23 protein-coding genes are annotated in these 25,887 nt (G+C 70.6%); 11 read left to right on the top strand and 12 right to left on the bottom strand.

Features of this window, described 5'->3' with window-relative positions:
- Position 1 precedes the first annotated feature (1 nt).
- Positions 2–883, bottom strand: a complete 882-nt coding sequence (locus tag ACFY1U_RS29050) for a helix-turn-helix domain-containing protein (protein ID WP_390697399.1) — start codon at positions 881–883, stop codon at positions 2–4.
- A 154-nt stretch (positions 884–1,037) separates the two neighbouring features.
- On the opposite strand from ACFY1U_RS29050, the gene ACFY1U_RS29045 reads away from it, so the two are divergent.
- From ACFY1U_RS29045 to ACFY1U_RS29030, 4 genes are all read left to right on the top strand, one after another.
- The gene (locus tag ACFY1U_RS29045; RefSeq protein ID WP_390697070.1) at positions 1,038–1,499 is read left to right on the top strand and encodes an ATP-binding protein; all 462 of its coding nucleotides are present in this window, start codon (positions 1,038–1,040) and stop codon (positions 1,497–1,499) included.
- A gap of 119 nt (positions 1,500–1,618) precedes the next feature.
- Positions 1,619–1,915: a hypothetical protein gene (locus tag ACFY1U_RS29040; RefSeq protein ID WP_390697069.1), complete on the top strand. Its 297-nt coding sequence runs from the start codon at positions 1,619–1,621 to the stop codon at positions 1,913–1,915.
- Between the two features lie 16 nt (positions 1,916–1,931).
- A complete protein-coding gene (locus tag ACFY1U_RS29035; protein WP_390697068.1) occupies positions 1,932–2,084 on the top strand; it encodes a hypothetical protein in 153 nt (50 codons plus the stop codon).
- A 1,004-nt stretch (positions 2,085–3,088) separates the two neighbouring features.
- Complete coding sequence (locus ACFY1U_RS29030; protein WP_390697067.1) at positions 3,089–6,298, top strand: amidohydrolase family protein; 3,210 nt, start codon at positions 3,089–3,091, stop codon at positions 6,296–6,298.
- A 105-nt stretch (positions 6,299–6,403) separates the two neighbouring features.
- Here the strand turns inward: ACFY1U_RS29030 and ACFY1U_RS29025 are convergent, their stop codons facing one another.
- From ACFY1U_RS29025 to ACFY1U_RS29010, 4 genes are all read right to left on the bottom strand, one after another.
- Positions 6,404–7,435, bottom strand: coding sequence for a LacI family DNA-binding transcriptional regulator (locus ACFY1U_RS29025; protein ID WP_390697066.1), 1,032 nt, complete (start codon positions 7,433–7,435; stop codon positions 6,404–6,406).
- A 74-nt stretch (positions 7,436–7,509) separates the two neighbouring features.
- Positions 7,510–8,346, bottom strand: a complete 837-nt coding sequence (locus tag ACFY1U_RS29020; protein WP_390697065.1) for an ATP-binding cassette domain-containing protein — start codon at positions 8,344–8,346, stop codon at positions 7,510–7,512.
- A complete protein-coding gene (locus ACFY1U_RS29015) occupies positions 8,343–9,356 on the bottom strand; it encodes an ABC transporter permease (protein WP_390697064.1) in 1,014 nt (337 codons plus the stop codon). Before ACFY1U_RS29015 ends, ACFY1U_RS29020 begins: the two co-directional genes overlap by 4 nt.
- A 153-nt stretch (positions 9,357–9,509) precedes the next feature.
- Positions 9,510–10,526, bottom strand: a complete 1,017-nt coding sequence (locus ACFY1U_RS29010) for a sugar ABC transporter substrate-binding protein (RefSeq protein WP_390697063.1) — start codon at positions 10,524–10,526, stop codon at positions 9,510–9,512.
- 194 nt (positions 10,527–10,720) lie between these two features.
- Here ACFY1U_RS29010 and ACFY1U_RS29005 point away from each other — a divergent pair, with 194 nt between their 5' ends.
- Together ACFY1U_RS29005 and ACFY1U_RS29000 are read left to right on the top strand one after the other, a co-directional pair.
- Entirely contained in the window at positions 10,721–11,665 is a 945-nt protein-coding gene (locus ACFY1U_RS29005) for a carbohydrate kinase (protein WP_390697062.1), read from the top strand.
- A gap of 44 nt (positions 11,666–11,709) precedes the next feature.
- Complete coding sequence (locus ACFY1U_RS29000) at positions 11,710–12,003, top strand: putative quinol monooxygenase (protein ID WP_390697060.1); 294 nt, start codon at positions 11,710–11,712, stop codon at positions 12,001–12,003.
- Between the two features lie 18 nt (positions 12,004–12,021).
- Here ACFY1U_RS29000 and ACFY1U_RS28995 read toward each other — a convergent pair whose 3' ends face one another.
- Positions 12,022–14,979 (bottom strand): SpoIIE family protein phosphatase, encoded by a 2,958-nt coding sequence (locus ACFY1U_RS28995; protein ID WP_390697059.1) that lies wholly within the window; start codon positions 14,977–14,979, stop codon positions 12,022–12,024.
- Between the two features lie 589 nt (positions 14,980–15,568).
- Here ACFY1U_RS28995 and ACFY1U_RS28990 point away from each other — a divergent pair.
- On the top strand, positions 15,569–15,880 hold the full coding sequence (locus ACFY1U_RS28990) for a hypothetical protein (protein WP_390697058.1): 312 nt from the start codon (positions 15,569–15,571) through the stop codon (positions 15,878–15,880).
- Positions 15,881–16,226: 346 nt separating this feature from the next.
- On the opposite strand, the gene ACFY1U_RS28985 is transcribed toward ACFY1U_RS28990, so the two are convergent.
- Positions 16,227–16,448, bottom strand: coding sequence for a hypothetical protein (locus ACFY1U_RS28985; protein ID WP_390697057.1), 222 nt, complete (start codon positions 16,446–16,448; stop codon positions 16,227–16,229).
- A gap of 113 nt (positions 16,449–16,561) precedes the next feature.
- Here ACFY1U_RS28985 and ACFY1U_RS28980 point away from each other — a divergent pair, with 113 nt between their 5' ends.
- Complete coding sequence (locus ACFY1U_RS28980; protein WP_390697056.1) at positions 16,562–17,404, top strand: serine hydrolase domain-containing protein; 843 nt, start codon at positions 16,562–16,564, stop codon at positions 17,402–17,404.
- 107 nt (positions 17,405–17,511) lie between these two features.
- Here the strand turns inward: ACFY1U_RS28980 and ACFY1U_RS28975 are convergent, their stop codons facing one another.
- The 4 genes from ACFY1U_RS28975 to ACFY1U_RS28960 all read right to left on the bottom strand — a co-directional run bounded on the left by ACFY1U_RS28975 (position 17,512) and on the right by ACFY1U_RS28960 (position 22,041).
- Positions 17,512–20,508 (bottom strand): glycine--tRNA ligase, encoded by a 2,997-nt coding sequence (locus ACFY1U_RS28975; RefSeq protein WP_390697055.1) that lies wholly within the window; start codon positions 20,506–20,508, stop codon positions 17,512–17,514.
- A gap of 298 nt (positions 20,509–20,806) precedes the next feature.
- Complete coding sequence (locus ACFY1U_RS28970; RefSeq protein WP_390697054.1) at positions 20,807–21,037, bottom strand: tautomerase family protein; 231 nt, start codon at positions 21,035–21,037, stop codon at positions 20,807–20,809.
- 29 nt (positions 21,038–21,066) lie between these two features.
- Positions 21,067–21,216, bottom strand: a complete 150-nt coding sequence (locus ACFY1U_RS28965; protein WP_390697053.1) for a hypothetical protein — start codon at positions 21,214–21,216, stop codon at positions 21,067–21,069.
- Between the two features lie 42 nt (positions 21,217–21,258).
- Entirely contained in the window at positions 21,259–22,041 is a 783-nt protein-coding gene (locus tag ACFY1U_RS28960; RefSeq protein WP_390697052.1) for an SDR family oxidoreductase, read from the bottom strand.
- Between the two features lie 187 nt (positions 22,042–22,228).
- On the opposite strand from ACFY1U_RS28960, the gene ACFY1U_RS28955 reads away from it, so the two are divergent.
- From ACFY1U_RS28955 to ACFY1U_RS28945, 3 genes are all read left to right on the top strand, one after another.
- Positions 22,229–23,134, top strand: a complete 906-nt coding sequence (locus tag ACFY1U_RS28955; protein WP_390697051.1) for a helix-turn-helix domain-containing protein — start codon at positions 22,229–22,231, stop codon at positions 23,132–23,134.
- Between the two features lie 394 nt (positions 23,135–23,528).
- Positions 23,529–24,320: a hypothetical protein gene (locus ACFY1U_RS28950; RefSeq protein WP_390697050.1), complete on the top strand. Its 792-nt coding sequence runs from the start codon at positions 23,529–23,531 to the stop codon at positions 24,318–24,320.
- A gap of 150 nt (positions 24,321–24,470) precedes the next feature.
- On the top strand, positions 24,471–25,331 hold the full coding sequence (locus ACFY1U_RS28945) for a polysaccharide deacetylase family protein (protein ID WP_390697048.1): 861 nt from the start codon (positions 24,471–24,473) through the stop codon (positions 25,329–25,331).
- 140 nt (positions 25,332–25,471) lie between these two features.
- Here ACFY1U_RS28945 and ACFY1U_RS28940 read toward each other — a convergent pair whose 3' ends face one another.
- On the bottom strand, positions 25,472–25,816 hold the full coding sequence (locus ACFY1U_RS28940; RefSeq protein WP_390697047.1) for a hypothetical protein: 345 nt from the start codon (positions 25,814–25,816) through the stop codon (positions 25,472–25,474).
- Between the last annotated feature and the right edge of the window lie 71 nt (positions 25,817–25,887).

Below are 25,887 nucleotides of genomic sequence, written 5' to 3'. Positions count from 1 at the left end.
GTTACGTTTCCTTACGCAGGCTGTCGATCAGTGTCACGGAGTCCCGGGGTGCCAGGCTGAGCCTGGATGTGCGGTCGAACAAGTCACCGTACGTGCTGCTCCCGGCCTCGTTCTCCACCCACACCATGTCCGTGAGGCCATCACTCTGCACCACGTCCAGAGCGTCGTCCTCCGCGAAGGAGAGGATGCTGAACAGGCCGCTGATGCACGGATGCGCACCCGTCCGAAACGGGAGCACCTGTAGGCGCACGTTCGGCAGTTCGGCTACCTCCAGCAGGCGTTCCAGTTGTGCGCGCCTGATGTGAGGCCCACCGACCTCCTGCCGCAGCGCGGCTTCCCAGATCACAGCGTGCAGTTGGAGGGGGCGCTCACCGAGAAGGCGCCCTTGGCGCTTCTGCTTGACCTCCACGTCGCGCTCGATGTCGTCGGGGTCTTCCCAAGCAGCGCTGGCAACACACAGCGCACGTGTGTACTCGGGGATCTGAAACAGCCCGGGAATCAGCGAGGACTGCCAGCTGCGGATGCGTGTGGCGGCGTCCTCCATCGCGAGGTACTCGGCCATGGCCCCCGAGTCGACCGTGCCGCGCCACCACCCTTTCGCCTTACGGCGTTCGCGGTCCAGTCGGGCCAAGTCCAGCAGGCGGGTGAGCACCTTGGGGTCGTCCAGGCCGTAGAACTCGCACAGCACCCGGATATCCGGGTCCCGCATCGGCACCCAGCCCCGCTCCATCTTCACGACTTTGGTGCCGGTTGCATTGATGGACTCGGCGGCCTGCTGCTGGGTCTTTCCGGCGGTGTCACGCAGGCGCAGCAGCTCTCCACCGAGCCTACGCGCCAGGACAGTTGAGACCTGTCCCTGCCGGGGCTGAGTTGGTCGAGTCATGGTCACAGTGTGTCCCACTCCAGTCACGCGGTCGAGCAAATTGCCGTTCTGAGGAAGAACTTCCTCAGTTCGATTGCGCTTAGACGTGCCGCGTCACTACCTTCGGCACATGGTCAATCACTCACCGGAGCCACAACTCGGAGGTGCCACCCCCATGGGCCACACCAACCCCGCCCCCGACCCCCTCCTCCGCGAAGACCAGCTCGACTACACGCCCGTCCCCCGCAGCGTCGCCCTCGCCCGCCACCGCGCCGCACGCCTCGTCACCGAGTGGGGGTATCCGCACCTCGCCGGAGACGTCGCCCTCGTCGCCAGCGAGCTGATGACCAACGCCCTCCTGCATGGCAGCCTGCGTGACCGGCTCATCCGGCTGAGGATCATCGCCACGGCCGCCATGCTCCGCGTCGAGGTCAGCGACCCCCGCGGGGAGCGGCTGCCGTGCCCGCGGGACGCAACCGGCGAGGATCAGTTCGGGCGCGGGTTGGCGCTGGTCGGAGCGCTGGCGGACGGCTGGGGCGTCGCACCACGGGTGGGTGTGGGCAAGACTGTCTGGGCGGAATGGGGCCTCGGCCTCACCCTCTGCGGCGGCGATCCGCTCGCGCGCACGCGGGAGTGAGCGGGAACGGCGCTAGCGTCGGCCCATGCCGGGTCTGCGAAGTTGAGTGGTGCGTCGACCCCAATGCCGCCACCCGCCCGGGGGAAGCCATCTGGCTGCGAGTGCGACACTTCGCGGAAATGTGTCGCACTTTCCACGACCTGTCGGGCGGTCCCGTGGCAGCGACGCACCGCTCAACCTCGAAGACTCCCCATGCCGGAAGGGCGCTCGATGAGCGGAAGGGGGCGTCCACGACCACGCCGTACGCGGACGGAAACGGCCCGCTCATTCCCAGGCCCGAGCTGACACTGCCGGCTCTGCGACAGGCTGTGGGGACGGTGGCCCCCTCCCGCCTGCCCGAGTTCTTCGAGGACCTGCAGAAGGCGTTCGTCCGCGCCGGGGACGAGGACAGCGTCGTACCGATCCGCATGTTCTAACCGGCAGTGGGGCGTCGTGGTGGAGATCGAGCGGCACCCGGAGACGGCCCGTCGACTGCACGCCGCCGAGCAGGCCATCGACAGCTCGGACCCGGACGTACGCGAACGTGCCATACGCGAGGCCGGAGAGATCGTACGAGCCGCGCACCGCGAGGTCGCCGTGGGCTGACCGGCGCTGGGAGCTGTTCCAGGACGACCTGCTGGACGGGCTCCCGGATGCAGCCGCTCAGGAGGATGCCCGAGCGTTGTGTTAAGGGCAGCAGCCGCTCCCGACGTAGGGCTCCCTGCAGCTTGCTGCCATGGAGGGGTGACCTGATGATTACGGCCGCGCCGAGGCAAGGATGGCAACGCCTGGCGCGGCCGAGAATCACTCGTTACTGCTCCGCTTCACTTCATCGCGTACTGCACGAAGAGAGCGAATCGCCGTGATCATCTTCTGTGACAACGCTGGTACTTGGTCGAAGAGGTGCCCAATAACAGCAACACCTCCCGCAACCGAGGCCACAGTGACTGTCACCCAACTCGCCAGTTCCATTTAGCGCCTTTCGGGGGAGTCGACGCACGAGACCGGAAGGTCCGCCTCCGGCCTCCCCCGAAGCCGCGAAGCGGCGCTCGTCCCGAGCCCGCGCAGCGATCAGTCCCCTTGTGGGCAACTACATGACTGCTGAGTCGAGTTGACGCTACCGGACCTCGGCAACCCCACCAACCGGTCTCGACCAGCAGCGCCCGCCAGTCCACTTGAAGGAGCCTGCAACACCGTCAATGTCTGATCTCTGCAGAGCTACAAAATCAGAAGGCTTCTGACATCCACGGCTGACATCAACGACGCCGGACGGAGGCGTACACCAGCGTCTCAGTCCGGCTCTCACACCAGTCGAGGGCAGTAGCCAGAGCGGACTCGGATCGAACTCCTAAAGCGCTTGTCGACCGTGGAGTTGGGCATCAACGATCCGCCGCAAATCGGCGAACAGCTGGTCCTGCCGAGTCCCACTCTGCCAGATCGCTCAGGGCGTACGCCGTGTACGTGAACCCGTCCGTGGTGTGCAACCCGCACCCCAATCGCCGAGACGCACCGCGCTGACACGCGACCATGGCCGCGCGCCGGTGGCACGACAGAGTGATGGCCGGGGACAGCGTTGAGCCCGAGGCTGCCGGTGCAGCAGTGTTGCTGTCATGGACTGTGACCGGACCTCCGAGACCTCCGCCTCCTTTCGCCCGACCCGCCGTCAACTCCTCGCTGCCGCAAGCGCCGTGCCGCTCGTGGGTGTGGCCCCGGCGGCGGTCGCACGCCCCCGCGCCGGTACCCCTTCCTTGTCCTTCGCTCAGGCCACCAACGGCTCGGCCACCCTCTCCCCGGCCGGTGACCGGCTGATCGCCGAGGTGCAGGGCACCCTCTGGTCGCTGCCCCGCGCGGGCGGCAAGGCCCGCCCCCTGACCCCGGCCGACCTCGAACCGGGCCGGCCCACCCACTCCCCGGACGGCACCCTCGTCGCCTTCTGCGCCTACCGGGGCGGCGGCTTCCACCTCTGGACCATGCGCCCCGACGGCTCCGATCTACGGCGGCGCACCGAAGGTCCCTGGGACGACCGCGGCCCGGCCTGGTCGCCGGACGGCACCCGGCTCGCCTTCGCCTCCGAGCGCGGCGGCGACCCCGAAGGCGCCGCGAGCGGAAGCCCGTACCGCATCCACGTGCTTGAGCTGCGCACCGGCCGTATCACCCGTATCACCGGCCTGACCGGCCAGGACGGCCCCCTCCAGGACGGCCCGTGGGAGGACTTCGACCCCACCTGGTCACCCGACGGCAGCAGCATCCTCTTCGTCCGCGCCAAGCCCGTCACCACACCCCTGGGCACCGGGCTGGAGGCCCGTACGATCGCCGCCGTCCCCGCCGACGGCACCGGACCGGTCACGGTGCGCCACACCGAGACCGAGGCCGCACAGGTCATGACCCCGGCCCTGGCCGCCGACGGCCGGCTGGCCCATCTGCGCACCACGGCCGCCCCGAACGGCTCCTGCGCGCTGGTCGTGGACGGTCAGGCCGTCCCGGTGACGGGGGACATCGCTCCGGTGCCCCCGCGCTGGACGGCGGCGGGAGAGCTGCTGCTGACGCTCGACGGCGCCTTCACCCTCGTACGACCGGAGAAGCCGGAGCAGCCGCAGACCATCCCCTTCGAGGGGGTACTGCCCGTGCGGCGGCCGCGGTACGGGACGAAGGAGTACGACCTCGGGGAGCCGGGCCGGGTCCGTCCGGTGCGCGGCATCCATCTGCCCGCGCTGTCGCCCGACGGGCGGCAGATCGCGTTCGCGGCCCTCAACTCGCTCTGGGTGGCAGGCAGTTCGGGCGGACGCCCGCCCCGGCGGCTGCGAACCGCGTCCCGCACTCGCTATCTGCTCGCGCCCGCCTGGGCTCCCGACGGCCGGTCGCTCGTCTACGCCGACGACCGTGACGGCCTCCTCGGTGTGTACCGTCACGATCTCGCCACCGGCGAGGAGACCGCGCTCGCGACCGGCGGCCGGGTCCACCCCGCGCTCTCCCCGGACGGGCAGCGGCTCGCCTGCCTCGACCTGACCGGCCGGCTCCTCGTCCGCGATCTGGCCTCCGGCGAGGAACGCGTCCTCGCCACCCCCCTCGGCGGCGGCGGTCTGCCCGGCCGCCCCAGCTGGTCGCCCGACGGCCGCCGTCTCGCCCTCTGCGACCGCAACCGCCTCAACTCCCGCTTCCGGGAGGGCTACAACCTCGTCCGGATCGTCGACACCACGACGGGCACCGACCGGCTGCACACGGTGGCGCCCCACACCTCGATCTCCGACCGGTACGACTCCGGGCCTGTCTGGTCGCCGGACGGCCGTTGGATGGCGGTGATCGTCGAGTCGGCGCTGTGCCTGCTGCCCGTCGGCCCCGACGGCACCCCGTCCGGCGAGCTGCGCACCCTCACCACCGAACCGGCCGACCACCCCTCCTGGTCCGGCGACTCGACGACCTTGCTGTACTTGTCCGGCGGCCGGCTCCGGCTCGTCTCCGTCGACGGCGGCCCCGCCCGCACCGTCCGCGTCCCCCTCGACGCCCCCAGACCCACCCCCGCGGACGTGGTGGTGCACGCCGGACGCCTGTGGGACGGCACGGGCGAGATGACCCTCGACGACGCCGATGTCGTCGTACGAGCCGGACGGATCACCGCGGTGGAACCCCACCGGTCGTCCGGGCGCACATCCGCCGTCCGCCGCGTCGACGCCTCCGCGCGCACCGTGATCCCCGGCCTCTGGGACACCCACACCCATCCCTGGCAGAGCACCTACGGCGGCCGCCAGACCGCCGGCCAGCTCACCTACGGCATCACCACGGCCGTCTCCCTCGGCGGTTTCGCCTACGAGCAGGCCCGTATCCGCGAGGCCGTGGCCACCGGACAGCTCGCCGGGCCGCGGCTGCTGACCACCGGTGAGCTTCTCGACGGGGCACGCGTCGCGTACAGCATGGGCCGCGCCCACCGGACCCGGGAGGGCCTCGCCCGCTCCCTGGAACGGGGCGCGGACCTGGACTGGGACTTCGTCAAGACGTATGTCCGGGCGCCCGGCTGGATCATGGAGGAGGCGGCCCGCTTCGCCCACGAACGCCTCGGCGTACGCACCGGAGGCCACCTGCTCTCACCGGGCGTACAGCTCGGCCAGGACCTGACGACCCATCTGCAGGCCACGCAGCGCGCCGAGTTCGGGCACGCCATCACGGCACGAGGCCGCGCCCACCAGGACGTCACGGAGATCTACACCGCCCCCGCGGCGCACTTCTCCATGATCGCCACCCCCTTCACCTCCGCACCCCTCCTCGGCGCGGACCCCGCCCTCGCCGACGATCCGCGGGTCACGGTGGTGATGCCCCCGTGGGACACGGCCGCCGTCCGCCAGTCGGCGGGCGTCCCGCCCACCGCGGCCCAACTCGCCACCCTCCGCACGGAGACCGACATCTACCGGCGCATTCTGGCCGCCGGCGGCCTGGTCGCCCTCGGCACGGACCAGCCGCTCGTCCCGGTCGGCCTCTCCCTCCACCTCGGCCTGCGCGCCCTCCACCGCGGCGGCCTCACCCCGGCCCAGACCCTGCGCACCGCCACCGTCCTCCCCGCCCGCCTCTTCGGCGTCGACGGCGACCTCGGCACCGTCGAGAAGGGCAAGCTCGCCGACCTGACAGTGATCGACGGCGACCCGTTCACGGACTTCACCACCCTTGTCCGTACGGTCTCGGTGCTCAGGGGCGGAGTGCCTTACACGACCGAGGAGTTGATCGCCGCTTTCGAGCCGACCGCCGGGGACGCTACGGCGGCGGAGGAGGACTGGCTTGGGCTGGGGAGGCTGATGCGCCGCGAAGGGTGCTGTGAAGGGCACGGTTTCTGAGCGCCCCTTCAGGGGCGCGGGGCTGTGTCGATTTGCGGCTCCGCCGCGCGGGCGCGACCAGCCACGACGGCGCGGCAGACGACCGACGGACAATGGCGACCCCGGTCAAACCGCCCGCACCGCAGGTGCACACCGCTCGCCGGAGCCCCGGACGATCAACCGCGTCGGCACGGTGATCGTCCGCGCCCGCGACCGGTCCCCGTCCAGCCGCGCCAGCGCCGTCGCCGCGGCCGCCCGGCCGATCTCCTCGGGGTCCTGGGCGACGACGGTCAGGGCCGGTTCGAGCGCCTCGGCGAGCGGTACGTCGTCGAAGGCGACCACGGCGACGTCCTTCCGCCCGCTGCGGGCGAGTTCGGCGACCATGCCGAGCGCGACCATGTTGTTGCCGGCGAACAGGGCCGTGGGCGGATCGGCCAGGGCGAGCAGCTGGGCGGTCGCCGTCGCGGCCGCCGGCTGGTCGTGGGCGTTGGTGACCAGCGCGCGGTCGTAGGCGAGACCGGCCTCCTGCAGCGCCGTACGGTATCCGGCCAGGCGTTCGCGGCGGGTGTACAGCTTCACGGGCAGGTCGCCGATGAAGCCGATACGGCGGTGGCCGTGGGCGATCAGATGGGCGACCCCGTCATGGGTGCCCGCACGGTTGGAGCTGACGATGCTGTCCGTGGACAGGCCGACTCCCGGACGGTCGAGGAAGACCACGGGCAGTCCCGCCGCACGATGGCTCTTGAGGTGGGAGTGGTCGGCGCCCACGGACGGCACGATCATCAGGATGCTGACGCGCCGGGCCAGGAACTTGTCCGTCAGGGCCCGTTCCCGGCCGGGGTCGTCCGCGGAGGAGCCCATGAGCAGCGTCAGTCCGCGCTCGCCGACCGTGTCCTCTATGGCGCGGGCCACGGCTCCGAAGAAGGGGTTGGCGAGGTCGGGGATGACCAGGCCGATGGTGGTGTCCGGGCCGCCGACGCGGATGTTGCGGGCCATCAGGTTCGGCTGGAAGCCGAGTTCGGCGACCGCGGCGAGGACCTGTTCCCTGGTCCGGGGCGAGACGGGGCCGTCCTCGTTGAGGACCCGGGAAACCGTCTTGGCACTGACACCTACTTCCCGGGCGACGTCGGCCAGGGTGGGGCGGCGGCTCGCAGCCATGGAGGAACGTCTCCTGTCAGCTCCAGGTTCCGGCCGCGGCCTCGGCCGGAACATGCAGGAGCTGGGTCGTGGTGTCAGGTGGCCTGGACTCCGGCCGCCTTCGCAGCCTCGGAGTCCGCTACGACGGTACCTCCGGCCGAATCGACGGTGAGCGCGCCGGTCATGATGGCGACGACCTCCGCCATGGAGTAGTCGGACGGCTTGATCACAGCAGCACGCTTGCCGAGCCGGTGGACATGGATCCGGTCGGCGATCTCGAAGACATGCGGCATGTTGTGGCTGATCAGGACCACCGGCAGGCCCTTGTCGCGGACGCGTCGGATCAGGTCCAGGACCTGCCCCGACTCCTTGACGCCGAGGGCGGCGGTCGGTTCGTCCATGACGACGACGCTGCCGGCCCAGGCGACGGAACGGGCGACCGCGACGGCCTGCCGCTGCCCGCCGGAGAGGGTCTCCACCGACTGCGTGAGCGAGCGCAGGCCGATCTTCAGGTCGGCCATGTGCTCGGAGGCCTCCTCGCGCATGCGCTTCTTGTCGAGCATGCGGAAGACACTGCCGAGGATGCCGGGACGGCGCAGCTCGCGCCCGAGGAACATGTTCGAGGCGATGTCCATGGAGGCGGCCACCGCGAGATCCTGGTAGACGGTCTCGATGCCGTGGGCGCGGGCGCTCTGCGGGCCGGAGAAGGTGATGGGCTTGCCGTTGAGCCGTATCTCGCCCGCGTCGGGGACCAGCGCGCCGGTGAGCGCCTTGATCAGGCTGGTCTTGCCGGCGCCGTTGTCGCCGATGACGGCGAGCACTTCGCCGGGCAGCAGATCGAAGTCGGCGCCGTCGATGGCGGTGACATGGCCGTAGCGCTTGACCAGACCACGGGCCTGCAGCACGGGAGTGGGGGAGGAGGTGGCGGTCATCGTGCCTTCTTCCGGGAGATCTGGTCGACGGTCACCGCGAGGATCACCAGCACGCCGGTGATCAGGGTCTGGTAGATGGAGGCGACACCCATCAGCTGCAGGCCGTTGCGGAACACACCGACGATCAGGACGCCGATGAAGGTGCCCAGAACCGAGCCGCGTCCGCCGAAGAGGCTGGTGCCGCCGAGGACGACGGCGGTGATGCTGTCGAGGTTGTCGGTCTGGCCCGCCTGCGGGTCGCCGACTCCGGTGCGGGAGATGAGCAGCAGGGCGGCGATGCCGTAGAGCAGGCCCGCGACGGTGTAGATGCCGATGGTCAGGCGGGAGGTGCGGATGCCGTTGAGGCGCGCGGCTTCCTGGCTGTTGCCCAGGGCGTAGACGTGCCGGCCCCAGCTGGTGTTGCTCAGCGCGTAGGCGAGCAGCAGGAACAGGGCGATGGTGACCAGCGAGCCGTAGGTGATGTCGGTGTGGCCGAGGGGGAAGGTCTGGCCGAGAGCCGTCAGCGGGCCGGGCAGGCTGGTGATGGTCTGTTCGTTGGAGTAGATGTGGGTCAGCGCGAAGGCCACGTTGAGCATGCCGAGCGTGACGATGAACGGCGGCAGCGGGATCTTCTGCACCAACAGCCCGTTGAGCAGGCCGAACCCGGCGCATACGGCGATGCCCAGAGCGATGGCGAGAAGCGGGGGCAGGGTGCCGCCCGCAGCCATCTTGGCGATCACGATGCTGCCGAACGCCATCACTGCACCGCACGACAGGTCGATGCCCGCGGTGAGGATGATCAGGGTCTGCCCGATGGCGAGGGTGCCCACGACCATGACCTGCTGCACGATCAGCGAGAAGTTTCCGCCGGTGAGGAACTGGTCGGTCGAGATCGAGAAGAAGGCACAGGCCAGGAGGAGGGCGACCAGAGGGCCGGTGGTCGGTGCCGTGAGCAGCCTGCGCAGCGTGGTCGGCGCCTTGAGATCGGCATACGGCGAGGACGTGCCCGGGGGCGTGGTCGTGGCAGTCATGCGAAGTCCTTGTCGGAAGACAGAAGTCCTTGTCCGCCCGGCACGTTCCTGGCAGGAGGACTGGAGGACGAGGGGGCGGCCGTCCCGGGCGGGGAGGAGGAGCCGGCCGCCCCCTGAGGGGGAAGGGAAGGTGTCGCGGGCCTAGGGGGCGGCTCAGCCCCAGCAGTTCTGCAGGCCGAACGCCGTGTCCTTGGACGTGACGCCCGTCTGCGCCTTGTCGGTGATCAGGTTGACGCCGGTGTCGGTGTAACCGGACGCCTTCTTGCCGGTCTTGGCGTAGGAGACGACGGCCTTGACGCCCTCCGCGGCCATCTTCAGCGGGTACTGCTGCGAGGTCGCGGCGATCTTGCCGTCCTTGACCGCCTGGGTGCCGGTGCAGCCGCCGTCGACGGAGACGATCAGGACGTCCTTCTCGCGGCCCTTTGCCTTCAGCGCGGTGTACGCGCCCAGCGCAGCCGGCTCGTTGATGGTGTAGACGAGGTTGATGCCCGGGTCCTTCTGCAGGCAGTTCTCCATCGCGGTCTGGCCCTTGGCCTGGTCACCGCCGGTGTCCTGGGCACAGGCGACGTCCTTGTCGGTGGCGCCGAAGCCCTGCAGGAAACCGTTGTGACGCAGGACGCCGACGGAGACGCCCGGCGCGAGGTCGAGGGTGGCTATCTTCGCCGCCTTGCCCTTCATGGCGGCCTTCGCGTACTGGCCGATGAGCTTGCCGGCGTTGAGGTTGTTGGTGGCGAAGAGGGCGTCGACGGCGCTCTGCGGCTCGGTCGGCGTGTCCAGGGCGATGACCAGGACACCCTTGGCGCGGGCCTTCTGGACCGCGGGCACGATCGCCTTGGAGTCGCTCGGGGTGATCAGGATGCCCTTCACACCGGCGGCGACCATGTTCTCGATGGCGGTGACCTGTCCGGCGTTGTCACCGTCGAACTTGCCTGCGGCGGTCATCAGTTGGGCGCCGTCGGCCTTGGCGGCCTTCTCCGCGCCCTCCTTCATCTTCACGAAGAACGGGTTGGTGTCGGTCTTGGTGATCAGACCGACCTTGACGGTGCCCGAGCCGGCGCTGGTGGAGCTCGATCCGGAGCCGGATCCGCAGGCGGTGAGAGCGAGGGCCGCGACGCCCGTGACCGCGGCGGCCCTGAGGAGGGAGGGGGACAGGCGAGTGGTGCGAGACATGAACGACTCCTGCGGGATGCGGGACGGCGAGCGGCGGTCGGATCGGAGCGGACTGCCCGCGGTGTCATCGTTGACTTATGTCATCGTTGACACCGCCTGGCGAGGATGATGGACTCCCGTTCGCGGCAACGTCAATGCCTTGTACTCGTCACAAATCGGCAACGTCCCCCCTGCCTTCGGAAAGAAGGGCGCCCATGAGCCCGCGTCGGATCACCGTCCTCGGAGAGTGCGTCGCGGACGCCTTCACCGAACCGGCAGACACTGCGAACGAACTCGCACTGCGCGTGCTGCCGGGCGGCGGACCTGCGAATACGGCGGTCTCCCTGGCCAGGCTCGGCACCCCGGCGCGCTTCCTGGCCCGGCTGTCCGGCGATGTGTTCGGGCGCCTGTTCCGGACCCGTCTCGAGGCCTCCGGCGTGGACCTGTCGTACGCCGTCGCGGCCGCCGAACCCAGCACCCTGGCGGTCGCGGAACTGGACGAGCGGGGGCAGGCCGCGTTCTCCTTCCATGCGCAGAACACGGCCGACTGGCAGTGGACGGCCGAGGAGCTGGCGCGCGTGGACCTGTCCGAAACCGCCTGTGTGCACACCGGTTCCCTGGCCCTGGTCCAGCAGCCCGGCGCAGCAGTGGTGGAGGACTTCCTGGCGGCGGCCGCCCCGCACGCGACCCTCAGCATCGACCCCAACGTCCGGCCACTGCTGGTCGACCCCGACGTCTACCGCGCCCGGCTGGAGCACTGGTGCGGCCTCGCCGACGTACTGCGGCTGAGCGAGGACGACCTGGCGCTTCTCCTGCCCGACACGCCCCCCGAGAAGGCCTGCGACATCTGGCACACCGCCGGAGCGCGGCTCGTCGTGATCACACGCGGCGCCGAAGGGGCCCTGGCCTCCCTCGACGGCGAGCGGATCCAGGTCCCCGCGGTCGCCACGCAGGTGGTCGACACGGTCGGGGCGGGGGACTCCTTCACGGCCGGCCTGCTGCACCACCTCGGCGCCCGCGGACTCCTCGGCGGCCGGCTCAAGGAACTGGACCTCGCCGCCCTCGCCGAAGCCTGTGCGTTCGCCGCCCGGGTCGCCGCCCTGACCTGCGCGGTCGCCGGCCCCAACCCGCCGTGGCAGAGCGAGCTGGCCCAGCCCTGATCGCCCGCCGGACATTCCCCGACAACGCAAGGAGAGGGACCGCCGTGACCAAGACCCTGTACGCCGAGTTCACCGCCCGCGAGGGAGCGGAGGGCGAAGTCGCCCGCCTGCTGCGGGAGTACGCCGAGAAGGTCCGCGAGGAGGAGGGCAACCTCGCCTTCGACGCCTACACCAAGGCCGCCGACCCGCGCGCCTTCTGGATCTTCGAGGTGTACCGCGACGACGACGCCTTCCAGGCACATCTGAAGCAGCCGTACGGCGCGCCCTTCAACGCCGCCCTCGTCCCGCTGATCGAGGAGGACGCCTCCGTACTGACGTTCCTCGATCCGCTGACCTGACCACGCAGGCTCACTTCATCAGGCGTCAACCGGGCTGCCGGGCAAGGGCTGTTCGGTCCAGATGGACTTTCCGGTACGGGTGTGGCGGGTGCCCCAGCGCCGGCAGAGGGCGGAGATGAGCTGCAGGCCGCGGCCGTCCTCGTCGGTGGCGGAGGTGTGCCGGATGTGCGGTGTGGTCAGGCTGGCGTCGGAGACCTCGCAGATCAGTGCGCGGCTGCGCAGCATGCGCAGCCGGATGGGGCCGCAGGCGTGCCGGATCACGTTCCCGACCAGCTCGCTGACCAGCAGCTCGGTGGTCATGACCAGGTCCTCGTCGGCCAGGTCCCAGTCGGTGAGCTGGGCGCGGACCAGCTCGCGGGCCTGACCCGCCGCCACCGCGTCCTCGGGCAACGGCCACTCGGCGACGTTCTCCGCGTCCAGCGGGTGGGTGCGGGCCAGCAGCAGGGCGGCGTCGTCGGTCAGCGCGCGGTGGGCAGGCAGCAGAGCGGAGGTGATGGCGGCGCAGAGGCCGTCGAGGTCGGATCCGCCGGCCGGTGCGGCCGTCCTGGCGTTCACGGACTCGAAGAGCAGCTCGGCGAGGCGGTTCATGCCGGTGGTCACATCCCTGTCCTTGCTCTCCACCAGCCCGTCGCTGTAGAGGGCGAGCAGACTCTCGGCGGGCAGCTCGGCCTCCAGCGTCTCGAACGGGGGAGTGGCCACACCGAGCGGCGGGTCCGGGGTCATGGGCAGGAAGGTCACGGTGCCGTCGGGCCGGGCCACCGCCGGGGGCGGCTGACCGGCGCTGGCGTACGACAGCTGCCGGGTCACCGGGTCGTAGACGCCGTACAGGCAGGTCGCGAAGGTGTCGGTGCCCGGTTCACCCACGAGGTCGTTGAGGTGGCCGAGGATCTCGTCGGGGGGCAGCTCCAGCTCCGAGAGGGTGCGGACGGCTGTGCGCAGCCCGCCCATGGTGGCGGCCTCGGCCATGCCGTGGCCCATGACGTCGCCGATGACGAGCGCCACCCGGGCCGCGGAGAGCGGGATGACGTCGTACCAGTCGCCGCCGACGTCGGCCCCCTGCTTGGCCGGCTGGTAGCGCGCCGCCACCGTCAGCTCGGGCAGTTCGGGCAGCGCCTGCGGCAGCAGGCTGCGCTGGAGCGTACGGGCCCGGGTCGTCGCCTCGTCGTAGAGCCCCGCCCGCTCCAGGGCCTGCGCGATCAGCCCGCTGAGCGCGGTCAGCAGCGTCCGTTCGTCGTCGTCCAGCGTCCGCGGCCGGTCGAAGCAGATCACCGCCGCGCCGATCCCGCGCCCCGACACCGCCAGCGGCAGAAAGGCCCACGCCTGCCCGCCGCCCTCCCGGATCAGGGCCTCGGCCTGCGGATAGCGTTCCCGGAACTCCTCCGGGGAGGCGATGTGCAGGGGGTTGCGGGTGCGCAGGGCGTCGCCCACCGGGTTGGTGGTGTCCCCCGCCGTCCACTGCCCTTCCAGCACCTGGGTGCAGTGCTGCGGGTATCCCCGGGAGCCGACCACGGTCAGCCGGTCGTCGACCACGCCGAGCATGATCAGTCCGGTGGCCCCGAGGGGGGCCATCACACCGTCGGCCACCGCCGTCATCACATCCCGGGCGGTGACGGCCTCGGCCAGCTCCCGCGTGATCCGCTGCACCAGGGCCGCCCGCTCCGCCGCCGCCCGTTCCGCCGTGGCCCGCTCGACCTCCCGCAGATGCCGCTCGGTGGTGTCGGTGATGTAGAGGGTGAGGCCTTCCGGCACCGGCACCAGCCGCAGGTGGTACCAGGACGTCCCGTCCGGCCACGGCACGTCGAAGCCGGCCGGCCGGCCCTCGGCGGCGATGGCCCGGCACCGCTGCTCGAGGCCCGGCACGGCCCGCACGGCGGGAACATTCCAGAGCAGCGCTCCGGCCACCTCTCCCGCGGGTCCGAAGAGCCGCTCGGCGGCCTGGTTGAGGAAGTCGATGCGCCAGTCCGTGTCCAGGGAGACGAAGCCGTCGCTCATGTGCCGCAGCGCCCGCCCCACCGACTCGGCGGCGGCGTGCGTCTCGCTGCTGTCCCGGATGGTGCCGACCACCTTCACCGGAGCCCCCGCCTCGTCCGTGATCGTCCGGGCCCGGGCCTCGATCCAGACGTATGTGCCGTCCTGTTGCCGGATCCGGTACTCGTGCTGGAAGCCGCCGCGCTCCTGGATACCCGTGTCGAAGCCGGCCACCGCCGTCGGCAGGTCGTCCGGGTGGATCAGCGCCGCCCACGCCTCGATACCGCCGGTCATGATCTGCGGATCGATGCCGGGCAGCACCTCCTCGACGGGCCCGCCGGCGGTCAGCTCTCCGGTGCGCAGGTCCCAGGTGTACGTGAGGGCCGGCGCCCCTTCCACCTCCCCCGCCGGAGCATCCCGCGGCCCCGGCCCGTGCTGCAGGGCCTGCAGCAGGGCGGGGGACGGATTGAGGATCCCGGACGACCTGAGCCGCTCGGACATCCAGGCCGCCACCTCGTCCAGAAACGCGTGCTCCGCCGGGCCGGGCTCGGCGCCCGGAGCGAAGAGCACGGAGAGCGCACCGCGCCGCCCGCCGACGCCCGGAACGGGGACGGCCAGGTGCCCGATGCCCGCGGGGACTCCGGAAGGCCACAGCGCGGCCGGGTCCCGGCCGGGCATCGGGTCGGGCGGGGCCAGGTCCGGCTGCCAGGCGACGGTGTCACCGCGGGCGGCCCTGCTGGGCGGCGCCTTGCCCCGGGCCGGGATGATCAGCCAGGGCCGGGTCAGCGATTCCGGCAGCCCACTGTCGGCGACCAGATAGAGAACGCCGCTCATTCCGCCGCCCGGCAGATGCACCATGCCGCCCAGGCCGTGTACCTCGGCCACCGCCTGTTGCAGCGCGGTCAGCAGCACCTGGACATCGCGCCGGTCCTCGTCCACGGCGCCGAGCAGCCGCATCCGCATCCGCTGCCGCTCCAAGGGCTGCACGGCGCCTCTGGCATTCACCACGCCCGACTGTCGCCTCCGCTCACCGCTCGGGGATCCACTGGGCCGCATGCGATCGGGACCTGCAGCGATCTGCATCCGTCCAGTTCATCCTGACCCGAGCAATTTAGGCGATTTCATCATGATTAGGGAGGTTTTCGCAGCCGATCGACGAACCTCGCCGACCGTGGCCGCCCGGTGCACGGGGGGCCAGGGCGCTGCTGACGGCGCCCCGAGGACGCCGGGCCTCGCCCGGGTCGCCGGACTGGGGCTGAACCGGTTCCCCGCCGGATGCTCGGCCCGACGCGACCGCTCGTCATGGCCGTCCACCCCGGTGAACACCGTCGCCGTAGGGAGCCGAACGGCCCAAGCCGCCTCATGCTCACGGCACCGCCGCACGGGTGGTTCCGACCGGAGCGTCTGCGTCCGCTTCCGTCTATCGATGCCCTGTCCGCACAGGGGACTTGGGTCACGATCCGAGCCCGCGGCCGTGCTCGTTGATCGGACGATCCGGCGTGCCGACGAGCGGATATAGGGCATTTGCGCATTAACCTCCAGTCACCTTAAGACGTGGCGGATCTCGCCCGCGTCCGTTTCAACACCCGGAGAAGACATGCGCAAGCCTCGCAAGACCGTTGTCGTGGCAGTCCTCCTCGGCACCGTCGGCTTCCTCGGCGCCGGCACCGCTTACGCCCACGGGGACGGGCACAAACACGAACACGGACAGGGTCACTCGCGCGAGCACCGCGGCCACGGAAACCAGACGATCCGCGTCAACCAGAGCACCACCTGCACGGTGAACGAGGAAAACACCGATATTCAGGGCGAGACCGCCACGTTCGGCCCGGACGGCAAGCCCGCCACGCAGAACACCAACGTCGGCTCCAGCCTGGGCTGCAACAACACCGTCAGTTTCGGCAAGTAGCTAGCAGCCCGCTCGGGCGCAGCACGAGGAAGGCCCTCCGTGATCTCCACGGAGGGCCTTCCTCATGCTCATGCAGCCCTTGAACTGGCCTTTCTCAGGCAGCCTTGGACCGCGCCGCTCGGGTGTCCGGGGCGGGCTCCTGCGCGTCCTCGGGCCAGAAGATCTCGTCCTCTCCGAAGTCCGGGGCCTGGAAGGGTGTCGTCGTCGGAGGCGGCGACGGTGCCGTGGAACGGCGGGGTCGCCCTTCCAGCGGGGCGGAGAACAGCGACGTCGAGTCGATGACAGGTCTGCCTTTCGTTACAGGCCCCCGATGGGGCCTGGCGTGCCGCGGCCGGGCACGACGGCGCTACAGCTTGGTCATCTTGGCGTACGGGCTCAAGATCCGCATCTGTGTCGAGCCGAAATCGACGAGCGCCGCGATCCCGTCCTCGACGCCGATCACCCGGCCGAGGCCGTACACGTCGTGTGTCACTTGGTCGCCCGTCGCGAAGTGCTTGGGGGCCGGTGCGACCGGGGCCTTGAAGGGGCTGGTGGGCAGATGACGCTTCGATGCCGCGGGCTTGGTCATGGCTCAGTATGCGCCCACGTTCCTCCCGACCGCTGTGGCCGGCGGCACAGATCGTCAATGCCTGCGGGTACGGTGGCATGCGCGCTGCCCCGAACGCACGACGGAAGCCTCCCATGACCCGAGTTCCCACCTGCGTACTCAGCAGCTTCGAGCCGCCCGAGACACGCAACGGCCACAGCCTGGACCTGTTCGTGCAGATCGGGTCCCTGACCAAAACACTCACCGCAACCGTCCTGACCGCCTTGGCCGGCCGCGGTGCCCTGAGCCTCGACGACCCCCTGGAGTCGTTCCTGCCCGCGCCCGGGGGCACCGGCATCACCCTGCGCCACCTCGCCGAACACACCTCGGGCCTGCCACGGCTGCCCCCCGGAACCGGCGGCCGTGACCCCTACGCGGCCTTCGACGCCCAAGCCCTGGACACGGTCGTACGGCAGCTGGACACCCTGGTCACGGCCCCCGCCGGCACCACCGAGGAATACTCGAACCTCGGCTACGCCCTGCTGGGCGCGGCGCTGGTCGCGGCCACCGGCACCTCGTACGAGGAACTCCTGCACCGGCATGTCCTCGACCCCCTCGGCGTCACCGACGTCGCCGCCGACCCGCCGTCCGGCAGACGGCTGTGCCGCCGGGGGCTCTTCGGACGACCGGTACGGCCCTGGACCATGACCGGCGCGATCCTGCCCGCCGGCGGCCTGTGGGCCACACCCGAAGCCACCGCACGCCTCGTCACCGGACTGCTCGTCGACCGCAGACTCGGCGAACCCGCCCCGGCCTGGCAGAAAGCAGGCCGCCTCGTGTGGCACAACGGCGCGACGGGCAGCGCCTCGGTCTTCGCGGGCGCCGCACCCCAGGGCTGGATACTCGTCCACCGCCTGTCCGGCCGGAGCGCGGTGACGGACCGGCTGGCCGTGGAGACGTTCAGACGTTTCGTCGACGGTTCGTCCGACCAGAGGTGAGCGGGGTTCGTCGGGGGTGAGTCCGACTGCGAGGACCACGCCGCGCCCCGCCCCGGCACAGAGCCGGAGACGGGGCGCGGTGGATGATCAGGGCCGTCGAGGCCCGACTACAGCGCCTTCCAGTCCAGCGTCGTGCGGGCCAGGCGGGCCACGTCGTCCAGCAGGGCCAGCCGGGCCTCGCGGACCGCGGGCTCCGGATCCATCACCAGGACCTCGTCGAAGAAGACGTTGATCGCGGCGACCAGCGGGGCGGAGACCTCGATCAACGAGGCGAGGTCGTCCTCGCGGCCGTGCAGGGCCTGACGGACGGCCTCGGCGCTCTCGGCGAGGCGCAGCTCGGCGGGCGCGGTCAGCAGGGAGCGGTCCGCGGCGCCGACGCCGCCCTCGGGGAGGATGCGCACCACCCGCTGGAGCGCGGCAGCGAGCGCGTCGAACGCCTCGCTCCCGACGTGACGCTCCAGAGTGGCCAGCGTGCGGTCGCCGTGCGCGGGACGGTCCGCCCACACCAGTACGGCCTGGACGAGGCGGTGCTCGTGTCCCGCGTCGGTGAGCTGCTGCTCGTAGCGACGAGTGATCAGTTCCGCTGCCTCCGCGAGCCGCTCCTCGTGCACCTCGACCCCCTGGGCGGCATAGCGTTCGGCCGCCGCGCGCAGCCCGTCGCCCAGCCGGACGCCGGCCAGGGCGGGCATGTTCCGCAGGACGTTGAGAAGGCCGATGGCGGCCCTGCGCACACCGTACGGGTCGGAGCTTCCGGTCGGCACGGCGCCGATCACGAACATGCCCGTCACGAGGTCGAGCCGGTCGGCGAGCGACAGCATGGCGCCCGCGTCGCTGGTGGGCAGGGCGCCGCCGGCGGAGCGCGGCAGCTCCATCTCGGCCAGGGCCTGCGCGACCTCAGCGGACTCGCCGGCCCGGCGCGCGTACTCCTCCGCCATCACCCCGGCCAGCCCGGAGAACTCGACCACCATCTGCGATGCCAGGTCGAACTTCGCCAGCTCACCGGCGCGGCGCACGGTGGCGACCGCGTCCTGGGTGAGCCCGGCGCGTTCGGCGAGGACGAGGGCGAGGGCGGCGATGCGGTCGGCGCGGTCGGCGACCGTCCCGAGCCGGTCCTCGAAGGTCAGCTTGTCCAGCTGGCGGCGGAACTCCTCGGGGGCCACCTTCAGATCGGCGCGCCAGAAGAAGGCCGCGTCCTCGTAACGGGCCCGCAGAACCGCCTCGTTGCCCGCCCGCACCACGTCGTCGTCGCAGGTGCCGTTGGCGAAGGTGACGAAGTGCGGCATGAGGCGCCCGTCGCCGTCCAGTACCGGCAGATAGCGCTGATGCTTGCGCATCACGGTGGTCAGGACGCTCGCGGGCAGATCGAGGTAGCGCTCGTCGAAGGTCCCCCGGACGGGGTGCGGGTGCTCCACGATGTCGGTGATCTCGTCGATCAGCGCGGCCTCGCCGTCGACGTCGATGCGTCCGCCGGCCTCGGCCGCCAGCTCCCGGGCACCGCGGACCACCGCGTCGTGCCGGGTCTGCCGGTCCAGCAGGATGCCGTGCATCTGGAGGAAGTTGGCGTAGGCGTCGGCGGACGTCACCTGGACGACCGGCTCGGGGGCGGTGCGGTGAACCCGTGTCGTGGTGCCCGAGGCGAGCGCGGAGACGGCGACGGGCAGGGGGGTGCGGCCGAGCAGGGCGAGCAGCCAGCGGACGGGACGGGAGAACGACAGGGTCGGGTCGTTCCACCGCATGTTGCGGGTGGAGCGCAGCCCGGACACGACCTCGGCCAGCAGTTCGCTGAGTACCTCGGCCGCCGTGCGGCCCGGCTCCTCGCGGGTGACCGCGACGTACTCGACACCGTTGACCTCGACGGTGTGCACGGCCGCCGGGTCGACGCCCTGGCTGCGGGCGAAGCCCAGCAGGGCGGGGGTGGGCTCACCGTCCCGGTAGGCGGCGGCGACCTTGGGGCCGCGCACGGTCTTGGCGGTGTCCCGCTCCCTCGCCTCCACCCCCTCGACGGTGACCACGACGCGGCGCGGTGTGGCCCGCACGGTGATCGTGCCGTGTCCCAGCCGGGTGGCGGCCAGCTTGGTCGTGACCGACTCACGCACCGCTTCGGTGGTGGCGGGAACGTCGGCGTAGGGCAGTTCCTCCACGCCGATCTCGAAGAGCAGCGTGTCGGTGCCGGACACCCTGGGCAGCGGGTTCCGCGTGACCAGGGCAGGCGTCGGCGTCACCCCGAGCGGGTGCTCCAGGGCCGCGCGGCGCTGCGCCCACAGCTTGGCCGACTCGTGCGTGAGACCGCGCATCAGGGAGAACGCCTTGGCGCGCTCCGTGGTGCTGATCGCGCCCCGCGCGTCGAGCACGTTGAAGGTGTGGCTGCACTTGAGCACGTACTGGTACGCCGGTACGGGCAGCTCCAGGTCCAGCATGCGGCGCGCCTCGGCCGCGTACGACTCGAAGAGCCGCTGGTTGGTCTCGACGTCGGCGTCGTCGAGGTAGTAGCGGCTCATCTCGTACTCGTTCTGGCCGAACACCTCGCCGTAGGTGATGCCCGGCGCGTAGACGATGTCCTTGAAGTGGGACACGCCCTGGAGGTTCATCAGGATGCGCTCGAGGCCGTAGGTGATCTCGACCGACACCGGGGACAGCGTGACGCCGCCGACCTGCTGGAAGTACGTGAACTGGGTGATCTCCATGCCGTCCAGCCAGACCTCCCAGCCCAGGCCCCAGGCGCCGAGCGCGGGGGAGGCCCAGTTGTCCTCCACGAACCGCACGTCGTGCGCGCGCAGGTCGACGCCGAGGGCCTCCAGGCTGCCCAGGTACAGCTCCTGCGGGTTGCCCGGGTCGGGCTTGAGGATCACCTGGAACTGCGTGTGGGTCTGGAGCCGGTTCGGGTTCTCGCCGTAGCGGGAGTCGTCCGGTCGCACGCTCGGCTCCACGTAGGCGACGCTCCACGGCTCGGGGCCGATCACCCGCAGTGCCGTGGACGGGTTGGCCGTACCGGCCCCCACCTCGGTGTTCAACGGCTGCGTGATCATGCACCCGTTGTGGCTCCAGTACTTCTGCAAGGTGAGGATGGCATCCTGCATGGTCAGCGCCGTCTGGCCGTTGTTCATGGTGATCGAATCGCCTGTTTCCCGAGTTGTTCGGCAAGGTGGTTTGTGCGTGGGCGCCGTCCGGGCGCCGCCGCCTGGACCGGGGCCCTCAGGGATGCTCATGATGGCACAGGCCCAAAATCCCCCCGGACACAGTGCCTTGGCCCGCTCCGGCGCTCTGAACAGCCGGAATCCGGCTGTTCAGCAGACCGCGAGTGCGGCCGGTCTCCACACCTCGGCGGGGCCGGACCCGTGCCGCCCCGCGCTGCCGACGCGGGCCGGGCGTTCTCGACAGGGGGGCGTGGTCCGGTGGGTGCGGTCAGGCCTCGCTGGTCTCGGTCGGTACCGCCTCACCGAGCATGGCGAGGGTCAGCACGTTGCCGGAGATGCCCCAGCCGCCGTCGGCGACCTCTTCGACCAGAACCATGGTGTTGTTGCGGGCGCGCTCGCCGTAGATCTCGACGTACAGCTCGGTGGTACGGGTGACGATCTCCTCCTTCTGCTTCGGGGTGAGGGTCTTCTCGGGGACCTTGAAGTTCGCGAAAGGCATTTCTGGTCGTTCCTTCTTTCAATGGGGCGTTACAAGGGGTGTTTGACACAGGGCCGAGTGCCGTGCGGCATCGCGACCAGGCGCTCGCCCAGACCGCCCATCAGGGGTCGGTCGGTGACGCCGGCCGCGTGCAGGTGACCGGTGACCGGGATGGCCTTTCCGGTGTCGCCGTTCCTCACGACAGGGCCTCTTCGTCGATCGATGGGGTGGCTGCGGGTGGTTCAGATGATTCCGCCGTTGGCGCGGACGACCTGTCCGTTGATCCAGTGGCCGGCCGGGGAGGCCAGGAACGCGACGACCTCGGCGATGTCGGCCGGGGTACCGAGTCGCTCCAGCGGGGGCTGGGCGGCCAGACGGGCGATGGTCTCCTCGTCCTTGCCGTCCAGGAAGAGGTCGGTGGCCGTGGGGCCGGGCGCGACGGCGTTGGCGGTGATGTCCCGGCCCCGAAGCTCCCGGGCCAGGATCAGCGTCAGCGCCTCGACCGCGCCCTTGCTGGCTGAGTACGCGCCGTAGTTCGGGAAGGCCAGCCCCACCACGGACGTGGAGAACGTCACGATCGCACCGCCGGGGCGCACCCGACGGGCGGCCTGCTGGACGACGACGAACGTGCCGCGAATGTTGGTGCGGTGCAGGTCGTCCAGGACGGCCAGGTCCAGCTCGGCGATCGGCGCCATGTGGGCCCGCCCGGCCGTGTGCACGACGACGTCGACACCGCCGAACTCTGCTTCGGCCGCGTCGAACAGGGCCGCGACGGCGTCTTCGTCGGCGACGTCGGCGCGCACCGCGATCGCCCGAACGCCGCCGGCGACGGCCTCCTTCACGGCGGCTTCGGCCTCGTCCTGGTTGCGGGCGTAGCCGACCACGACGGCGTATCCGTCGGCCGCCAGCCGGCCTACGGCCTGGCGGCCGATGCCGCGTGAGCCGCCGGTGACGATCGCGACACGGGGTGAGGCGGAGGGCTGGGCCCGGGCAGCCCTCCCGTCGAGGGAAGTGGGCAGAGGCATTACTGACTCCTGAGGTGAATGCGGATCGGGACTGACTCCTGTGGTGAATACAGGCCGGGCCGCGGTCTCGCCGTCGCCCTGCTGCGTCCTTGACGATCCGCCGGTCCCCCACCCCTAGCCAGGGCTGCGTTCACCCAGGGGATGCCACCCCCTGGCTACGGCCTGACGCGCGAGCGACCATGAAGCGGTGAACCTTCCAGAACTCGGCGCCTTTCTCAGGACACGCCGCGACCGCATCCGCCCCGCCGAGGTCGGTCTCCCCCAAGGCCCGCGCCGGCGCGTCCCCGGGCTGCGCCGCGAGGAGGTCGCCCAGCTGGCAGGGCTGTCAGCCGACTACTACACCGAGTTGGAACGCGGCGGCGCAAAGAACGGCGTGCAGCCCTCGGCCCAGACCCTGGCCGCCCTCGCCCGAGCCCTGCGCCTGAACGGAGACGAGCGCGACCACCTGTTCCACCTCGCCGAACGGCCGGTCCCCCCGTCGGCACACGGACCGTCGGCACACGTGCAGCCCGCGCTTCTCGGACTGTTGGACCGGCTGTCCAACACCCCCGCGCGCGTCATCACCGACCTGCACGAAACCCTGGTGGAGAACGACCTGGCCCGTAACCTGCTCGGCAAGTCCCCGGCGCACCACGGCCCGACGGCGAGCTTCGTGTACTGCTGGTTCACCGACCCGCGGACGCGCGAGAGGTACCCGGCCGAGGATCACCCGCACCACTCCCGGGTGTTCGTGGCCGACCTCCAGGCAGCGGCCGCCCGGCGCGGCCGGGACGCGGAGGTCACCAAGATGATCGCCGTACGGCGCCGCCGCAGCCAGGAGTTCGCAGCCCTCTGGGACACCCACGACGTCGCGGTGCGCCGCGCGGACCACAAGAAGATCGTCCACCCCACGCTCGGCATCATCGAACTCGACTGTCACAACCTGCTCAGCGAGGACGGACGCCAACGCCTGCTGTGGTTCACCGCGCCGCCCGGAAGCCGGGGAGCCGAGCAGCTGGAACTGCTGTCCGTCATAGGAACCCAGGACCTGAGCGTCACCGAGGGCACGGCACCGCAGGGGTTGACCGCGGCGGAATCAGGAAGCCGGCGCTGACGGGCGCCTCCGAGGACGCCAGGGGCAGACCGTCCAGCACAGTGGCTGTCCCGAGGCGTACGCCCGGCACGGGCAGGCCGCCGCCACTCCGGCCGTCGCGCTGTCCGGCCGCGAGGGGGCCTCGCTCAGCTGCGAGGTGCGGAGCGTGGGCACACCCGGCTCCGCCCGGTCCGGCGGCACGGCCGTCACGGCGGAGGTCCGGCGCGAGTTCGGCACCGGCCTCGCCACCGCCCCGCCCGCCCCCGCCCCGAACCAAGTCGCTTACCGGGCAACCGCACCGCTCCCGGGCCACCGGCGAAGTCCTGGCCAGGCTCGCTTCTGCCGCAGCCTGACGGACGACTCCAATTGATTGCAGACTTGCGCAATGAGGCAAGCACCTGGCGAAGATAGGCCCGTGACTACCCATGACACCCCGCCTCCGCAGCGCCCCGGCCCCGAGCACTGGGCCGAGCTGCTGCAAGTCCGCCTGGAACGGATAGAAGGCCTGCTCGCTCCGGCGCAGCAGGCATCCGAGTCCGAGTCCGAGCGTCCCGCTTGGCGGCGGCGCACCCAGGGCGAGCAGCGCTGGGCCGTGATGGCGGCGCTGCTGGTTGCCGTCTGGGTGCAGTGGGCGCTGCCTGAACGGCTCACCATCCACCCGCACTGGCTCCTGCCGGTGCTGGAGCTGGTCATGATGGCGGCCCTCTGGGTGGCCCATCCACACCGGCGGATCGAGTACCGCTCCCGACTGCTGCGCACGCTGGGCCTGCTGCTGGCCGCCACGGTCAGCCTCGCCAACGGCTGGTCGGCCGTCATCCTGGTACGCGACCTGCTGCACGGCACCGAAGGCTCCAACGCCGTGGCCCTGCTGATGACCGGCGGCGGCATCTGGCTGACCAACGTCATCGCCTTCAGCCTCTGGTACTGGGAGTGGGACCGGGGCGGTCCGGCGGCCCGCGCCCTCGGCACGCACCAGAACCCGGACTTCCTCTTCCCGCAGATGCAGCAGGAGGGCATCGCGCCCGAAGACTGGGAGCCGCAGTACATGGACTACCTCTATGTCGCCCTCACCAACGCCACTGCCTTCAGTCCCACCGACACCATGCCGCTGTCTCGGTGGGCGAAGCTGCTGATGTCTGTGCAGTCCACGATCTCCCTGCTGACTCTGGCGCTGATCATCGCGCGCGCGGTCAACGTCCTGAAGTGATCCGCGACTCCTTGCCCGGGTTCCACGGCCGGCGGGAACCCTGCCCCGGCATCCGTCATCAAACAGGGTGATCGTGCGTCTTGATTATCAAGCTATTTTCATTCGGGCCAAGCGTCATATTCCAGATGGAAGCGAGGAGCGGTGCGGTGGATGAGCCGGGGCAGGTTGTACACGTCGGTGACCGGGGCGGTCGCGGTGGCCGTCGTCGTCAGCGGCTGCAGTGCGGGCGGCGGCAGCGCAACCGGTCACTCGGCACCCACGGCGCAGGGCGCCGCACCAAAGGGCAACGCGGCCGGCACTGCTCAGACCACTGAACTCGCCGCCTGGCGCAGGTGGGGTCTGACACCGCTGCGGACCGCTCCGCAGCCGCCGGCCGACAAGCCGGTGAAGCTCTCGGCCAACGGAACCGTTCCGGTCTTCACCCACATACCGACCTCGCAGAAGGTCGTCTTCATCACGGTGGACGACGGCCAGGAGAAGGATCCCGAGTTCATCAAGATGATGCGGGACCTGAAGGTCCCGATCACGATGTTCCTGATGAACGACGCGATCAAATCGGACTACGCGTACTTCAAACCGCTTCAGGCGCTGGGCAATCACATCCAGAACCACACCCTGCACCATCCCGTCATGAGCTCCGTCCCGCTGGCCCGTCAGCGGGAGGAGGTGTGCGGAGACCAGAAGGTCCTCGCCAAGGAGTACGGCACCGCTCCGCTGCTGTTCCGGCCGCCCTACGGCGCGTACAACACCAACACCAAGACCGCGGTCGGGGCGTGTGGGCCCCGTGCGATCGTGTGGTGGCGGGAATCGATGCAGATCCGCAGCATGCAGTACCAGACGCCGGACAAGAAGTTGCGCGACGGCGACATCATCCTCGCCCACTTCCGCGGGCCCTCCGAGCTCAAGGGCCGCACGATGACGCAGATGTTCGCCAACATGCTCAGGCTCATCCAGAAGCAGGGCTTCGCCGTCGCACGACTGGAGGACTACATCCAGCCACCGGCCCGCTGACCCACGAAATGCTGATGGTCGCCTTTCGTGCCCAGTGCGACGAAGGCCCTGCAAGGCGATGAAAGACGCACGCGAGGGACACCTCCCCCTGGCCACCACCAGCTTCGTGGGAAGGGATCAGAAGTGTTGGTGATCCATCCCTACGCCAACGAACTTGGTGATGGATCACCCGCATGGGGCTGGCTGGTACCCCGATGGAGTCGCAACGAGGCGGACGCTACGTCGGCAACGGCGTCGGCGTCGGCCGGGAGCAGGCCGAGGAACCAGACGATGGTGTCAGCCCAGAACTCCGGGTCCCCATCGCTGAGGATCAGGTGGCCAGCCGTGCCGATCGCCGACACAATGCTGCGCGCGGCCGGCTCGTACTTCGCAGCGAAACCGTGTGCGGTCCCGTCGTCTCCTGCCCTTCCCGCGCAGGCGGACAGGTCACCCGCGACACCAAAGGCGATGCTGAATACGAAGTCCTTGGTGTCGAAGAATCCCACCGAAGATCGGAACACCATGTCTGGATCGGCCTTCCCAGGCGCCGGCCCCCCTCAGCGGTAGGGCCCGGCGC

Origin of the sequence: Streptomyces sp. NPDC001351, assembly GCF_042896045.1 — a bacterium.
Taxonomy (GTDB): Bacteria; Actinomycetota; Actinomycetes; order Streptomycetales; family Streptomycetaceae; genus Streptomyces.
The sequence above is the reverse complement of the archived record's forward strand: the minus strand, read 5'-3'. Positions and strand labels throughout refer to the sequence as shown.